Below are 14,194 nucleotides of genomic sequence, written 5' to 3' on the forward strand. Positions count from 1 at the left end.
CAATATGAGCGCGACGCCAGCTGTTGCTGATGATTTGATCGTTATCGGCAAGATTTATTCTGTTCATGGCGTTCGCGGCGAAGTGAAGGTGTATTCCTTTACTGATCCGACTGAAAACCTGTTGCAGTACAAAACCTGGACGCTCAAGCGCGAAGGGAGTGTGAAACAGGTCGAGCTGGTCAGTGGACGCGGGAGCGATAAGTTCCTGGTCGCAAAGCTCAAGGGTCTTGATGATCGTGAAGAAGCTCGTCTTCTGGCCGGTTATGAGATCTGCGTGCCGCGCAACCTGTTCCCTGAATTGACCGACGGCGAGTACTACTGGTACCAGCTGGAAGGTCTGAAGGTTATTGATCAACTTGGGCAACTGCTCGGGAAAATCGATCATCTTCTGGAAACCGGCGCCAATGATGTAATGGTGGTCAAGCCTTGCGCTGGCAGCCTGGATGATCGCGAACGTCTGTTGCCCTATACGGAGCAATGCGTGTTGGCCGTCGACCTGGTCGCAGGCGAGATGAAGGTGGAATGGGACGCGGACTTCTAAGCGTGGCTAATTTGCGCATTGAAGTGATCAGTTTGTTTCCCGAGATGTTTTCCGCCATCAGCGAGTACGGCATCACCAGTCGGGCGGTGAAACAGGGGCTGTTGCAGCTTACCTGTTGGAACCCGCGAGACTACACGACGGATCGACATCACACTGTGGACGATCGCCCATTTGGCGGTGGCCCGGGCATGGTGATGAAGATCAAGCCCCTGGAAGACGCGTTGGTTCAGGCCAAGGCAGCAGCCGGGGAGAAGGCGAAGGTAATTTACCTGTCCCCTCAAGGCCGTCAGCTGAAACAGGCTGCGGTACGCGAACTGGCGAATGAGGAAGCATTGATCCTGATTGCCGGTCGCTATGAAGGCATTGACGAGCGTTTTATTGAAGCTCATGTCGATGAAGAGTGGTCGATTGGGGACTATGTCCTGTCTGGTGGCGAGCTGCCGGCGATGGTCCTGATAGATGCGGTTACACGACTGCTGCCTGGAGCTTTAGGGCATGTGGACTCTGCGGAGGAAGATTCCTTCACGGATGGTTTGCTGGATTGCCCGCACTACACCCGACCGGAGGTGTATGCGGATCAGCGTGTTCCCGACGTATTGCTAAGTGGCAATCACGCACACATCCGGCGTTGGCGTTTACAGCAGTCCCTTGGTCGGACCTATGAACGACGCGCCGATCTTCTGGAAAGCCGCTCGCTTTCTGGAGAAGAGAAGAAGCTGCTCGAGGAATACATCCTCGCGCGGGACGATAGTTAACAACGTATCGATGGTAGGTCCATTGACTTACCTTAGGAGCACAGCATGACTAACAAAATCATCCTTGCACTCGAAGCAGAGCAGATGACCAAAGAGATCCCTACCTTTGCCCCGGGCGACACCATTGTCGTTCAGGTGAAAGTGAAGGAAGGCGACCGTTCGCGTCTGCAAGCGTTCGAAGGCGTGGTAATCGCCAAGCGTAACCGTGGTGTGAACAGTGCTTTCACTGTTCGTAAAATCTCCAACGGTGTTGGCGTAGAGCGTACTTTCCAGACCTACAGCCCGCAAATCGACAGCATGGCCGTCAAGCGTCGCGGTGACGTACGTAAAGCCAAGCTGTACTACCTGCGTGACCTGTCCGGTAAAGCAGCTCGCATCAAGGAAAAACTGGCTTAAGTCCAGCTTCCCGATGCAGAAAAAAGCAGCCTACGGGCTGCTTTTTTGTGCCTGAAATTTGTCTATTTGCCGGTATTGTCCATGACCACCCGCCTCGAAGAAATCCAACGCCGCACCGACCTGTCCGTCACTCACGTCACCAAGGCGGTGTTCCCGCCGACCACCAATCACCACAACACCTTGTTCGGCGGCACTGCCTTGGCCTGGATGGACGAAGTGTCGTTCATCACCGCCACGCGTTTTTGCCGCCTGCCGTTGGTGACGGTTTCCACTGATCGGATTGACTTCAACCATGCGATACCGGCCGGCTCCATCGTCGAGTTGATCGGCCGCGTGATCAAAGTGGGCAATACCAGTCTCAAGGTCGAAGTGGAAGTCTTCGTCGAGAGCATGAGCGCCGATGGCCGCGAGAAGGCGATCCAGGGCGTATTCAGCTTTGTAGCGATCGATGCCGACAAACGCCCGGTGCCGGTGTTGCCTGGGTTTGTTGACTGATTTATCCGGCTGCGCAGGTTTGCGGTTGGATCACTGCCAGCAAGGTCCAGCCGGCGGTGGGCTTCAAGCTGCTGTCCGGGGTGATGACGTGCACCCAGCCGCTGGTATCGCGGGCAAACAGCAGTGTCGCGCGATCACCATGCAGTGCCTGGTACTGCTCCAGCCCAAACCCCTCCGTGAGATGCGTGCTGTATAGCTCGGCGCCCTGGCCCAACAGGCTGGCGAGTTTGGTATAGCTCAAGGGTTGGCTGCCCAGTAGGTGCCCGCGGTGCTCGTGGCTGGCCTTGTGTTTATCGGTGCGGCGGCTTTCCTGGCTGCTGGCCAGGGCGAACAGGCGATGGCCGAAGTCGTGGCGAAAACGCATGGCGGCCAGGGTATTCAGCTCGCCGGAGGGGGAGAGTGCCAACAGGTGGCCCAGCCCAACCAGATCCAGATGCGATTCGGCGTGTTGTGAAGCAGGATTGCCGAAGTAAGTGGGCAGTCCTTCCATGCGGCTGGCGCGGATGTTTTCCCAGCTTGAGTCGGTCAGCAACACGCGGCTGCCCAGTTGCTGCAGGGCCTTGCCCAGGATGCGCGCCGGGCCATTCGCACCGACGATCAGAAAACCGCTGGGCGCAGGCTCGGCGACTTTCAGCAGGCGGGCCAGTGGGCGTGCCGTGGCGCTTTGCAGGACCACGGTGCCGATGATCACGGCGAACGTCAGTGGAACCAGGAGTAGTGCGCCTTCATGGCCCGCCTCATCCAGGCGAATGGCGAAGATCGCTGACACTGCCGCGGCCACGATCCCGCGTGGGGCGATCCATGACAGCAGCGCACGCTCGCGCCAATTCAGCCCGGAACCCCAGGTTGAAAGCACGACGTTCAAGGGGCGTGCGATAAATTGAATGACCAGCAACAGAATCAGCACCAGCGGCCCCAAGGCGATCAAGGCATTCAGGTCCAGGCGCGCTGCCAGCAGAATGAATAGCCCGGAGATCAGCAGCACACTGAGGTTCTCCTTGAAGTGCAGGATGTGCCGTACATCCACGCCTTTCATATTGGCCATCCACATGCCCATGAGGGTCACCGCCAGCAGGCCGGACTCATGCATCACCAGGTTGGAGGCGATGAATATCCCCAACACCCCCGCCAGTGTGGCCAGGTTGTGCAGGTATTCGGGCAGCCATTGCCGACGCATGATCTGCCCCAGCATCCAGCCGCCGGCAATACCGAACAGGCTGCCGCACAGGATGACCCCACCGAAGGTCAGCAGGCTGTGGCTGAGGCCGTCGCCCGATGCGCGGGCGATGATGAAGCTGTAGACCACCACGGCCAGCAGCGCGCCGATCGGGTCAATGACAATGCCCTCCCAGCGCAGGATATTGGCGATGGACGCCTTGGGGCGCACCACCCGCAGCATGGGCACAATCACGGTGGGCCCGGTGACCAGGGTCAGGGTGCCGAACAAGAGGGCGAGCAGCCAGTCGAACCCCAGCAGCCAATGGGTGGCAACGGTAATCACCGCCCATGTCGACAGGGCGCCGAGCGTGACCAGGCGATGGACGACGCTGCCGATTTCCTTCCATTCCGAGAGGTGCAGGGTGAGGCTGCCTTCAAACAGAATCAGTGCCACGGCCAGGGATACCAGGGGCATCAGCAGCGGGCCGAACATTTCCTGGGGATTGAGCCAGCCCAGCACCGGGCCCGCCAGGATGCCGCTCAACAACAGAAACAGGATGGCTGGAAGTTTCAGGCGCCATGCCAGCCATTGGCAGGCCAGTGCGGCTACACCAATGCCGCCCAGTGCCAGCAGGATCTGTTGTTCGTTCATTGAAGCTCCCTGTTCCTTGAAATAGCGGGCTATGAAAGACTAGTGGGCCTTGTCACAGTTCACTAAATAATTCGCGCAAAGCCCTGTGCTGCGCCGCTTGAGTGCCCATGCCTGCCATTGACCACCCGCTGATCGACCGCTTCCTTGACGCTTTATGGCTGGAGAAAGGCTTGTCGGACAACACCCGCCAGGCCTACCGCAGCGATTTGGCCCTGTTCAATGGCTGGTTGCAGGAGAAAAATCTCGAACTGATCAATGCCGGTCGCGAGTTGATCCTGGATCATCTGGCCTGGCGCCTGGAGCAAAACTACAAGCCGCGTTCCACTGCACGATTTCTCTCTGGCGTGCGTGGTTTTTATCGCTACTTGCTGCGGGAAAAGCTGATCGCTGTCGACCCGACCCTGCAGGTTGACATGCCGCAACTCGGTAGGCCTCTTCCCAAATCCTTGTCGGAAGCCGATGTGGATGCCTTGCTCGCCGCGCCCGATCTCAGCGAGGCCATCGGCCAGCGTGATCGTGCCATGCTCGAAGTGCTGTATGCCTGCGGCCTGCGGGTGACTGAACTGATCAGCCTGACCCTGGAGCAGGTCAATCTGCGCCAGGGGGTATTGCGGGTGATGGGCAAGGGGAGCAAGGAGCGCTTGGTGCCGATGGGCGAGGAAGCGATTGTGTGGGTCGAGCGCTATATGCGCGATGCCCGCAGCGAACTGCTCGGTGGGCGGCCCAGTGATGTACTGTTTCCCAGCCTGCGCGGCGAGCAGATGACCCGCCAGACCTTCTGGCACCGCATCAAGTACCAGGCCAAAGTGGCCGGGATTGGCAAAGCGTTGTCACCCCATACATTGCGTCACGCCTTTGCCACCCATTTGCTCAACCATGGGGCGGATTTGCGGGTCGTGCAAATGTTGCTGGGCCACAGCGACTTATCCACAACCCAGATCTACACCCACGTCGCGCGTGCGCGTTTGCAGGACATGCATGCCAAACATCACCCGCGTGGCTGAAAACCGCCAATTTATCCGGCTACGGGCTGCCCTGCGGCCCAACTGTGGTAGGCTTTGCCGGTTAGTAAGGGGGACGGCGCCTGTGTTTATAGCCCGGTGTCTTCAAGCGGTGCTCCGCACCCGTCCCTGCATCTGCCTTCAGGAGTTCCCATGCGCTTGACCCAGATTATTGCCGCCGCAGCCATTGCGTTGGTTTCCACCTTCGCATTCGCCGATGACGCCGCCGAGCAGACCATCCGCAAAAGCCTGGCCAACCTGCAACTCGACACCCCGATCGAAAGCATCAGCGCCAGCCCCATGGCCGGCCTGTATGAAGTCAAGCTCAAGGGCAGCCGTGTGCTGTATGCCAGTGCCGATGGCCAGTACATCGTCCAGGGCTACCTGTTCCAGCTCAAGGACGGCAAGCCGGTCAACCTGACCGAAAAAGCCGAGCGCCTGGGTGTGTCCAAGCTGATCAACGGTATCCCGGTGGCTGAAACCGTGGTCTACCCGGCCATTGGCGAGACCAAGACCCACATCACCGTATTCACCGACACCACCTGCCCGTACTGCCACAAGCTGCATGCCGAAGTGCCTGCGCTGAACAAGCTCGGCGTGGAAGTCCGCTACGTCGCGTTCCCGCGCCAGGGCCTGGGCTCGCCGGGTGACGAGCAATTGCAGGCGGTGTGGTGCTCGACCGACAAGAAGGCGGCCATGGACAAGATGGTCGATGGCAAGGAAATCAAGGCGGCCAAATGTGCCAATCCGGTTTCCAAGCAGTTCGCACTGGGCCAGTCAATCGGCGTGAACGGTACACCGGCCATCGTTTTGGCTGACGGTCAGGTAATTCCGGGCTACCAGCCGGCACCACAAGTTGCCAAACTGGCTCTGAGCGCCAAGTAAATCAGCGTCGTCGAACCTTTGACGACCATGGCCCGCCGACAGATCGACGGGCCATCAAATTGAAAGCCGCAGTCGTGCGGCTGTTTTCCACGGCCGACCTAGCGTCGGCCGTTTCATGGGGAGTTCTTCAGTGAAACCGGTCAAAGTAGGCATCTGTGGGTTAGGGACCGTCGGTGGCGGTACCTTCAACGTACTTCAGCGTAACGCCGAAGAAATTTCCCGCCGCGCAGGGCGTGGGATTGAAGTGGCGCAAATTGCCACGCGTTCGCCAAAGCCTCAGTTCCAAACGACCGGTATCGCGATTACCAACGATGTCTTCGAAGTGGCCACCAACCCTGAAATCGATATCGTCATCGAACTGGTCGGCGGCTACACCGTGGCGCGTGAGCTGGTGCTCAAGGCCATCGAGAATGGCAAGCACGTGGTCACCGCCAACAAGGCGCTGATCGCCGTACACGGCAACGAAATCTTCGCCAAGGCCCGCGAGAAGGGCGTGATCGTTGCGTTCGAAGCCGCCGTGGCGGGCGGCATACCGGTGATCAAGGCGATCCGTGAGGGCCTTTCCGCCAACCGTATCAACTGGGTGGCCGGCATCATCAACGGCACCGGCAACTTCATCCTCACCGAAATGCGCGAGAAGGGCCGTACCTTCGAAGACGTGCTGGCCGAAGCCCAGGCCCTGGGTTATGCCGAAGCCGACCCGACGTTCGACGTCGAAGGCATCGACGCCGCCCACAAGCTGACCATCCTGGCGTCCATCGCCTTTGGTATCCCGCTGCAGTTCGACAAAGCCTACACCGAGGGGATCACCAAGCTGACCACCGCCGACGTGAACTACGCCGAAGCCCTGGGCTACCGCATCAAGCATCTGGGCGTGGCGCGCAGCACTGCGGCCGGTATCGAGTTGCGTGTACACCCGACCCTGATCCCGGCTGATCGCCTGATCGCCAACGTCAATGGCGTGATGAACGCGGTGATGGTCAACGGTGACGCGGCGGGCTCGACCCTGTTCTACGGCGCTGGCGCCGGCATGGAGCCGACCGCTTCGTCGGTGATCGCCGACCTGGTGGACGTGGTTCGCGCCATGACCAGCGACCCGGAAAACCGTGTACCGCACCTGGCCTTCCAGCCGGATTCGCTGTCGGCCCATCCGATCCTGCCGATCGAGGCTTGCGAAAGTGCCTACTACCTGCGCATCCAGGCCAAGGATCACCCGGGCGTATTGGCCCAGGTGGCAAGCATCCTGTCGGAGCGCGGTATCAACATCGAGTCGATCATGCAGAAGGAAGTCGAGGAACAGAACGGCCAGGTGCCGATGATCCTGCTGACCCATCGCGTGCTCGAGCAGCATATCAACGACGCCATCACCGCGCTGGAAGCCCTGCAGGGCGTGGTCGGCCCGGTGGTACGCATTCGTGTCGAACACTTGAGCTAACCGATTTGATCCAGAGGCCCCGTGTGTGCGGCGGCCTCTGTTCGAGAATGTTTTAGAGGAGCCAGTCATGCGTTATATCAGTACCCGCGGCCAGGCACCGGCCCTGAATTTCGAAGACGTTTTGCTGGCGGGCCTTGCCACTGACGGCGGCCTGTACGTGCCGGAAAACCTGCCACGTTTCACCCAGGAAGAAATCGCTTCGTGGGCCGGCCTGCCGTACCACGAACTCGCGTTCCGGGTGATGCGCCCGTTCGTTACCGGCAGCATTCCGGACGCGGATTTCAAGAAGATCCTGGAAGAGACGTACGGTGTGTTTTCCCACAACGCCATCGCGCCATTGCGTCAACTGAACGGCAACGAGTGGGTACTCGAGCTGTTCCACGGCCCGACCCTGGCGTTCAAGGACTTCGCCCTGCAACTGCTGGGCCGCTTGCTCGACTACGTGCTGGAGAAGCGCGGCGAGCGCGTGGTGATTATCGGCGCGACCTCCGGTGATACCGGCTCGGCGGCTATCGAGGGCTGCAAGCACTGCGAAAACGTCGACATCTTCATCCTGCACCCGCACAAGCGTGTGTCAGAGGTGCAGCGTCGCCAGATGACCAGTATTTTGGGTGACAACATCCATAACATCGCCATCGAAGGCAATTTCGATGACTGCCAGGAAATGGTCAAGAACAGCTTCGCCGACCAGAGCTTCCTGAAAGGCACCCGCCTGGTGGCAGTGAACTCGATCAACTGGGCGCGCATCATGGCCCAGATCGTCTACTACTTCCACGCCTCGCTGCAGTTGGGCGGGCCGGCGCGTTCGGTGTCGTTCTCAGTGCCAACCGGCAACTTCGGCGACATCTTCGCCGGTTACCTGGCGCGCAATATGGGCTTGCCGATCAACCAGTTGATCGTCGCCACCAATCGCAACGACATCCTGCACCGCTTCATGAGCGGCAACCAGTACGTCAAGGAAACCCTGCACGCCACCTTGTCGCCTTCCATGGACATCATGGTGTCGTCGAACTTCGAACGCCTGCTGTTCGACATGCACGGGCGCAACGGCGCAGCCATTGCGGGCTTGATGGACAACTTCAAAAGCGGTGGTGGTTTCAGCGTTGAGCAAGAGCGCTGGACCGAGACCCGCAAACTGTTTGACTCCCTGGCCGTGGACGATGCGCAGACCTGCGAAACCATCGCTGAAGTCTATGCCCAGACTGGCGAACTGCTTGACCCGCATACTGCCATCGGCGTGAAGGCCGCCCGTGAATGCCGTCGCAGTCTGGATATCCCGATGGTGATCCTCGGCACTGCTCACCCGGTAAAATTCCCGGAAGCGGTGGAGAAGGCCGGGGTGGGCAAGGCGCTGGAACTGCCGGCGCACCTGACTGACCTGTTCGAGCGTGAAGAGCGTTGCACGGTGTTGGCCAATGACCTGAAGGCTGTGCAGGCGTTTGTCAGCCAGCATGGCAACCGCGGTAAGCCGCTGTAAGGCAAACCACGTAGGCAAAAACGCCGCTTTCCCTTCCCTGGGTCAGCGGCGTTTTTTGTTTCTGGCGTCCTCGGACACCCCGAAAAACAGTCCCCCGTGCGTAAGCACTTAGGTGCGGCCGTTTTTTCGTTGTCATGTTGCAAGCGCATGCTGGTCCAAGTCACACCCTAACGGCCCCATAAAGACGAAAAAGCGAACTTTCCTACGTCACAACCAGTCACTTAGGATAGATGCAGCTCCCGTTGAAACGATTGTTCCCGAACTATTGAGTGGTGATCGAGATGGAAAGTATCAGCCTATTGCTCGAAGAAGCACTGAGCCCTTATCAGGTTACGTTGACCACCGCGGGTGTGCAGGACGAGTGCCTGGTCACTGTGAAGAACCCTGCCGGCGCCATCGTGGTGGAGCGTGAAGTCGATCGCGCACAATTGACCGATAAGCGCGTCCTGGTGGACGTGGTGGATTGCCTGCTGCGTGACCTGAAGATTGCTGAGGGGCGCCTGGAGCCGTCGGTGATCGCGGCTTTGCGCAACGCCGCCCAGACCCGCAGCACCGCCTGCGCATGAAGAATTGTTCATCTGTGGAAACTTCCCACAGCAAGCTCGGTCAGATTTTTTAACAGCAAGAGCAAACATTGTGCTCCGGTGTTTGTGGCTTGCTGTACTGGTCTTTGTAGGCCACGTTTAACCCCGAGTTGTCTCCCCACTGCTCGGGGTTTCTTTTTGCCTGAAATTTGTCAGGGCAGCGGCGAAACCTGGAAAAAGTGCGGGTTGTCCTTCAAATACCGCTCGCGCATGTGCGGGTCGAGCCATAGCGCATAAGCGTTCTGCACATCGGCCTGTGGCAGGCCTTCCAGTGCCTGATTGATCCGCGCGATGGCCCGGCGCCCCTCGACGGTGTCCGAACACCCGATGTAGATGCGTTGGTAAGGCGCAGCGCCTTTTATCGCAAGGAACATCAGGTCATCAGGGGCTATGCCCTGTCGTGTGGCCTGGTAGCGGATTTCCGTCCAGTAACCAAGCACGGCTTCCAACCGACCCAGGCGTTGCATTTGCAGCAGGCTGCCCAGGGCGTCATTACCGTAATGCAGGGCGAGCTTGTGCGAATCGGTCTGCTTGAGACGCTCATCGATCGCCGGTCCGTAGCTGCGCTCAGCGATGGCCCCAAGGCGGGCGTCGGGGGTTTGCAGGAATGCCTGCAGGTCAAACTTCCCATCGACGATAAACGGTGCCATCGCTTCCCGCTGGCTGCGACGGATCATCACCCCATTGCTGAGTACCACGAATGCCTGTTCGGAAAAGGCCACGTACGCTGCTCGCTCCTGGGTCCACAGCACTGAGGGGTCGCAGGTCAATGATGGGTTGCGCAGCATCTGCATGCCGCGGGCACGATTCACGTGCAGCACCTGATGGTGATATTCCGGCAGCTGCGCTTCAAGCATCGGTATCAGGTGGTCCAGTGCCCCATGATCTTTTTGCGGTCCTTCGAAGATAGTCAGTGGTGGCAGGTCGCGCAGCAGCCAAGTCAGTGTGTCTTCGGCGCTGGCCGACGGGGGCCAGCCGAGGGTTATCACGCTGGCCAGGCACGCGTGCATGAACCTGCGCAGGGCGCGGCGAGTCATCAGATCGCGCCATCCTCACGCAGACGGGTAATGGCGGCGGCGTCGTAGCCCAGCTCATTGAGAACCTTGTTGTTGTGTTCGCCCAACTGCGGCCCGACCCATTCACAACTGCCCGGTGTGTCCGAGAGCTTGGGCACGATCCCCGGCATCTTGAAGTCCTTGCCATCCGGCAGCTGTGCCTTGAGGAACATCTCGCGGGCCAGAAATTGTGGGTCGCCCAGCATGTCTTCAGCGCTGTAGATGCGACTGGCGGGCACCTCGGCTTGGTTCAGGACTTCTATCACTTGAGCCAGCGGCAGCGAATTGACCCAGCGATCAATCACGCCGTAGAGCTCATCACGACGGCTGTCGCGCCCATCGTTGCCGGCCAGTTGCGGATCGTTGGCCAAGTCCTCACGGCCAATGGCGGCCATGAAGCGTTTAAAGATCGCATCGCCATTGGCGCCGATCTGCACGTGCTTGCCATCGGCACTGGTATGGATCGAGGAGGGTGTGATGCCCGGCATGATGTTGCCGGTGCGCTCGCGGATGAACCCGAACACGTCGAACTCCGGAATCATGCTTTCCATCATCGCGAAAATGGCTTCATACAACGCCACGTCCACCACCTGCCCCAGGCCACCGTTGACCTCCCGATGACGCAACGCCATCAACGCGCCGATGACCGCCCACAACGCGGCAATCGAATCACCGATGGAAATCCCGGTACGCACCGGCGGACGATCTTCGAAGCCGGTGATGTAGCGCAAGCCGCCCATGGACTCACCCACCGCGCCGAACCCCGGCTGGTCCTTCATCGGCCCCGTCTGGCCGAAGCCGGACAGACGCACCATCACCAGTTTTGGGTTCAGTGCGTGCAGGGTTTCCCAATTGAGGCCGAGTTTCTCCAGGACGCCGGGGCGGAAGTTTTCGATCAGGATGTCGGCGTCCGCCAACAGCTGCTTGAGGATCGCCAGGCCGTCCGGATGCTTGAGGTTCAGCGTCAGTGACTGCTTGTTGCGCGCCTGCACAAACCACCACAACGAGGTGCCTTCATACAGCTTGCGCCATTTGCGCAGCGGGTCGCCGCCGTCCGGAGATTCGACCTTGATGACCTCTGCGCCAAATTCGGCGCAGATACGCGACGCAAACGGGCCGGCGATCAGGGTGCCCAATTCGATGACTTTCAGGCCGGCGAGTGGTTTGGCATTAAACGACATGAGGTTCCTTGTCTGCTCAGGACGGTGGTGTGATGCCTTTTAACATAGGCGAGCGGCGCACGGATAAGGATGATGCAGCGCAGTATTCGTTGAATGGCCCTCGCATCGGGTAGACTGGCAACCTTTCCCAGTCTACTAGAAGCCCGTTCATGGCCCAGCCGTCCACGACCTACAAATTCGAACTCAACCTCACCGACCTTGACCGTTCGGTGTACGAAAACGTCAAGCAGACCATTGCCCGCCACCCTTCGGAAACCGAAGAACGCATGACTGTACGCCTGCTGGCCTATGCCCTCTGGTACAACGAGCAGTTGACGTTTGGCCGCGGTCTGTCAGATGTAGACGAGCCGGCCCTGTGGGAAAAAAGTCTGGATGACCGTGTTCTGCACTGGATAGAAGTCGGCCAACCTGACGCCGACCGCCTGACCTGGTGTTCACGCCGTACCGAGCGCACCAGCCTTTTGGCCTATGGCAGCCTGCGTGTGTGGGAAGGCAAGGTGGTCCCGGTGGCGAACAACCTGAAGAACGTAAATATCGCGGCCGTGCCGCAGGACGTCCTCGAGACCCTGGCCAAGGACATGCCCCGCGTTATCAAGTGGGATGTGATGATCAGCGAAGGCACGATGTTCGTCACCGACGACCGTGGGCAGCACGAAGTGCAATTGCAATGGCTGGCCGGCGAGCGCGGTTGAAAACAAGCCAGCCAGTTCCTCATTTACCCAAAGAGATTTCCCAAGCGTCCCATGCGTATCGATCCTCGCCCGTTGCCTGCTGTCCTGCCGTTTCTCGGTGACTTGCCACCGTTGTTGACCCGTCTGTACGCCGCACGCGGGGTGCAGTCGCAAGCCGAGCTGGACAAGAGCCTGGCGCGGTTGATTCCCTACCAGCAGCTCAAGGGCATCGACGCGGCGGTAGACCTGTTGGTGACGGCCCTGGAGCAGCGCCAGCGCATCCTGATCGTCGGTGACTTCGATGCCGACGGCGCCACGGCCAGCACCGTGGGCACCCTGGGCCTGCGTCTGCTGGGGGCGGCCCATGTGGATTACCTGGTGCCGAACCGATTCGAGTACGGGTACGGTTTGACCCCGGAAATTGTCCAAGTGGCGCTGCAGCGTCAGCCGCAGTTGCTGATTACCGTGGACAACGGCATTTCCAGCGTCGAAGGCGTGGCGGCGGCGAAGGCGGCGGGTTTGAAGGTGCTGGTCACTGACCACCACTTGCCCGGGGATGAGTTGCCGGCGGCGGATGCCATCGTCAACCCGAACCAGCCGGGCTGCGAGTTTCCCAGCAAGGCGCTGGCCGGCGTAGGGGTGATCTTTTACGTATTGATGGCCCTGCGCGCCCGTTTGCGCAGCCTGGGCTGGTACGACAGCCAGCCGCAACCGAATATCGGTGAATTGCTCGACCTGGTGGCCTTGGGCAGTGTCGCCGACGTGGTGCCGTTGGATGCCAATAATCGCATCCTGGTGCATCAGGGGCTGGAGCGTATCCGTGCCGGTCGCGCCCGGCCGGGGATCAAGGCGATCCTCGAAGTCGCCAAGCGTGATCACGCGCGCATTACGTCCACCGACCTCGGTTTTATCCTGGGGCCACGGCTCAACGCTGCCGGGCGCCTGGATGACATGAGCCTGGGCATTGAGTGCCTGCTCACGAGCGACTTTGCCGCGGCAAGGGAAATGGCTGCGCAACTCGATGGCATGAACCAGGACCGCAAATCCATTGAGCAAGGCATGCAGCGCGAGGCGCTGGCTCAGCTCAAGGACTTGCCGGTGGAGTCGATGCCTTATGGCTTGTGTCTGTTCGACCCGGAGTGGCACCAGGGGGTCATCGGCATTCTGGCGTCACGCATGAAAGAACGCTATTTCCGCCCGACCATCGCTTTTGCCGATGCCGGTGATGGGCTGCTCAAGGGCTCTGGGCGCTCCGTACAGGGTTTTCATATCCGTGATGCCCTGGCCGTCGTGGCGAGCCAGCATCCCAACCTGATCACCAAATACGGCGGCCACGCGATGGCGGCTGGCCTGACGTTGCCCGAGGCGAATTTCCCACTGTTTGCCCAAGCGTTTGATGCTGAAGTACGTCGCCAACTGCGTGAGGAAGACCTTACGGGGCGCCTGCTGTCTGACGGCACGCTGGCGGTGGAAGAATTTCATCTGGAGCTGGCACGCGCACTGCGACATGCCGGGCCTTGGGGGCAACACTTCCCGGAGCCGTTGTTTCACGGGGTGTTCCAGTTGGTGGAGCAGCGCGTGGTCGGTGAGCGGCACCTGAAAGTAGTGCTCAAGAGCGAATGCGGGTCGGTGAAGCTTGATGGCATTGCGTTTGGTGTGGACCGAGAGGTCTGGCCGAACCCGAGCGTGCGTTGGGTTGAGTTGGCCTACAAGCTGGATGTGAACGAGTTTCGAGGCAATGAAACAGTGCAGTTGATGATTGCGCACATAGAACCGCGCTAGATCTGAGCAACACCCCCAAAACAACAGTGGGAGGGGGCTTGCTCCCGATTACGGTGTGTCAGTCAACGATGATGTGACTGACTTGCCGCTATCGGGAGCAAGCCCCCTCCCACAGTTTGTTGGGTG

General features: G+C 59.8%; 14 protein-coding genes. 11 read left to right on the forward strand and 3 right to left on the reverse strand.

The window, feature by feature from the left end; all coding sequences use genetic code 11:
* The first annotated feature begins 4 nt into the window (after nt 1-4).
* The 4 genes from rimM (at nt 5) to ACQRBT_RS13025 (ending at nt 2,187) form a co-directional block, all read left to right on the forward strand.
* Nucleotides 5-541, forward strand: a complete 537-nt coding sequence (gene rimM / locus ACQRBT_RS13010; protein ID WP_060754274.1) for a ribosome maturation factor RimM — start codon at nt 5-7, stop codon at nt 539-541.
* On the forward strand, nt 523-1,296 hold the full coding sequence (gene trmD / locus ACQRBT_RS13015) for a tRNA (guanosine(37)-N1)-methyltransferase TrmD (protein ID WP_174554031.1): 774 nt from the start codon (nt 523-525) through the stop codon (nt 1,294-1,296). The genes rimM and trmD overlap by 19 nt, the downstream gene beginning before the upstream one ends.
* Nucleotides 1,297-1,341: 45 nt before the next feature.
* A complete protein-coding gene (gene rplS, locus ACQRBT_RS13020; protein ID WP_003175895.1) occupies nt 1,342-1,692 on the forward strand; it encodes a 50S ribosomal protein L19 in 351 nt (116 codons plus the stop codon).
* An 81-nt stretch (nt 1,693-1,773) separates the two neighbouring features.
* Nucleotides 1,774-2,187: an acyl-CoA thioesterase gene (locus tag ACQRBT_RS13025; protein ID WP_003193963.1), complete on the forward strand. Its 414-nt coding sequence runs from the start codon at nt 1,774-1,776 to the stop codon at nt 2,185-2,187.
* Nucleotide 2,188: 1 nt separating this feature from the next.
* Here ACQRBT_RS13025 and ACQRBT_RS13030 read toward each other — a convergent pair whose 3' ends face one another.
* Entirely contained in the window at nt 2,189-3,997 is a 1,809-nt protein-coding gene (locus tag ACQRBT_RS13030; protein WP_412046755.1) for a cation:proton antiporter, read from the reverse strand.
* A gap of 107 nt (nt 3,998-4,104) precedes the next feature.
* Here ACQRBT_RS13030 and xerD point away from each other — a divergent pair, with 107 nt between their 5' ends.
* From xerD to ACQRBT_RS13055, 5 genes are all read left to right on the forward strand, one after another.
* Nucleotides 4,105-5,001, forward strand: coding sequence for a site-specific tyrosine recombinase XerD (gene xerD, locus ACQRBT_RS13035; RefSeq protein WP_090368769.1), 897 nt, complete (start codon nt 4,105-4,107; stop codon nt 4,999-5,001).
* Between the two features lie 150 nt (nt 5,002-5,151).
* Nucleotides 5,152-5,883 carry a thioredoxin fold domain-containing protein gene (locus ACQRBT_RS13040; RefSeq protein WP_060754271.1) on the forward strand — a complete coding sequence of 244 codons (732 nt, stop codon included), beginning with the start codon at nt 5,152-5,154 and terminating at the stop codon, nt 5,881-5,883.
* A 130-nt stretch (nt 5,884-6,013) separates the two neighbouring features.
* On the forward strand, nt 6,014-7,318 hold the full coding sequence (locus ACQRBT_RS13045; RefSeq protein WP_060754270.1) for a homoserine dehydrogenase: 1,305 nt from the start codon (nt 6,014-6,016) through the stop codon (nt 7,316-7,318).
* A gap of 67 nt (nt 7,319-7,385) precedes the next feature.
* Nucleotides 7,386-8,795 carry a threonine synthase gene (thrC, locus tag ACQRBT_RS13050; protein ID WP_090368774.1) on the forward strand — a complete coding sequence of 470 codons (1,410 nt, stop codon included), beginning with the start codon at nt 7,386-7,388 and terminating at the stop codon, nt 8,793-8,795.
* 281 nt (nt 8,796-9,076) lie between these two features.
* Nucleotides 9,077-9,361: a DUF3509 domain-containing protein gene (locus ACQRBT_RS13055; protein WP_060754268.1), complete on the forward strand. Its 285-nt coding sequence runs from the start codon at nt 9,077-9,079 to the stop codon at nt 9,359-9,361.
* A gap of 170 nt (nt 9,362-9,531) precedes the next feature.
* Here ACQRBT_RS13055 and ACQRBT_RS13060 read toward each other — a convergent pair whose 3' ends face one another.
* Both ACQRBT_RS13060 and ACQRBT_RS13065 read right to left on the reverse strand, forming a co-directional pair.
* On the reverse strand, nt 9,532-10,416 hold the full coding sequence (locus ACQRBT_RS13060) for a TIGR02285 family protein (protein WP_412046756.1): 885 nt from the start codon (nt 10,414-10,416) through the stop codon (nt 9,532-9,534).
* Nucleotides 10,416-11,615, reverse strand: coding sequence for a CaiB/BaiF CoA transferase family protein (locus tag ACQRBT_RS13065; protein WP_060754266.1), 1,200 nt, complete (start codon nt 11,613-11,615; stop codon nt 10,416-10,418). Before ACQRBT_RS13065 ends, ACQRBT_RS13060 begins: the two co-directional genes overlap by 1 nt.
* A gap of 149 nt (nt 11,616-11,764) precedes the next feature.
* Between ACQRBT_RS13065 and ACQRBT_RS13070 the strand changes: the two genes are divergently transcribed.
* Together ACQRBT_RS13070 and recJ are read left to right on the forward strand one after the other, a co-directional pair.
* On the forward strand, nt 11,765-12,307 hold the full coding sequence (locus ACQRBT_RS13070) for a YaeQ family protein (protein WP_090368781.1): 543 nt from the start codon (nt 11,765-11,767) through the stop codon (nt 12,305-12,307).
* Between the two features lie 51 nt (nt 12,308-12,358).
* On the forward strand, nt 12,359-14,068 hold the full coding sequence (recJ, locus tag ACQRBT_RS13075) for a single-stranded-DNA-specific exonuclease RecJ (protein WP_060754264.1): 1,710 nt from the start codon (nt 12,359-12,361) through the stop codon (nt 14,066-14,068).
* Nucleotides 14,069-14,194: the final 126 nt, after the last annotated feature.

The organism is Pseudomonas sp. R19M, from assembly GCF_050312585.1.
GTDB lineage: Bacteria > Pseudomonadota > Gammaproteobacteria > Pseudomonadales > Pseudomonadaceae > Aquipseudomonas > Aquipseudomonas palleroniana.

What these genes read in the sequence shown, in the direction of transcription:
- rimM (WP_060754274.1), top strand. Translation starts at nt 5, where the DNA reads ATGAGCGCGACGCCAGCTGTTGCTGATGATTTGATCGTTATCGGCAAG.
- trmD (WP_174554031.1), top strand. Translation starts at nt 523, where the DNA reads ATGGGACGCGGACTTCTAAGCGTGGCTAATTTGCGCATTGAAGTGATC.
- rplS (WP_003175895.1), top strand. Translation starts at nt 1,342, where the DNA reads ATGACTAACAAAATCATCCTTGCACTCGAAGCAGAGCAGATGACCAAA.
- ACQRBT_RS13025 (WP_003193963.1), top strand. Translation starts at nt 1,774, where the DNA reads ATGACCACCCGCCTCGAAGAAATCCAACGCCGCACCGACCTGTCCGTC.
- ACQRBT_RS13030 (WP_412046755.1), bottom strand. Translation starts at nt 3,997, where the DNA reads ATGAACGAACAACAGATCCTGCTGGCACTGGGCGGCATTGGTGTAGCC.
- xerD (WP_090368769.1), top strand. Translation starts at nt 4,105, where the DNA reads ATGCCTGCCATTGACCACCCGCTGATCGACCGCTTCCTTGACGCTTTA.
- ACQRBT_RS13040 (WP_060754271.1), top strand. Translation starts at nt 5,152, where the DNA reads ATGCGCTTGACCCAGATTATTGCCGCCGCAGCCATTGCGTTGGTTTCC.
- thrC (WP_090368774.1), top strand. Translation starts at nt 7,386, where the DNA reads ATGCGTTATATCAGTACCCGCGGCCAGGCACCGGCCCTGAATTTCGAA.
- ACQRBT_RS13055 (WP_060754268.1), top strand. Translation starts at nt 9,077, where the DNA reads ATGGAAAGTATCAGCCTATTGCTCGAAGAAGCACTGAGCCCTTATCAG.
- ACQRBT_RS13060 (WP_412046756.1), bottom strand. Translation starts at nt 10,416, where the DNA reads ATGACTCGCCGCGCCCTGCGCAGGTTCATGCACGCGTGCCTGGCCAGC.
- ACQRBT_RS13065 (WP_060754266.1), bottom strand. Translation starts at nt 11,615, where the DNA reads ATGTCGTTTAATGCCAAACCACTCGCCGGCCTGAAAGTCATCGAATTG.
- ACQRBT_RS13070 (WP_090368781.1), top strand. Translation starts at nt 11,765, where the DNA reads ATGGCCCAGCCGTCCACGACCTACAAATTCGAACTCAACCTCACCGAC.
- recJ (WP_060754264.1), top strand. Translation starts at nt 12,359, where the DNA reads ATGCGTATCGATCCTCGCCCGTTGCCTGCTGTCCTGCCGTTTCTCGGT.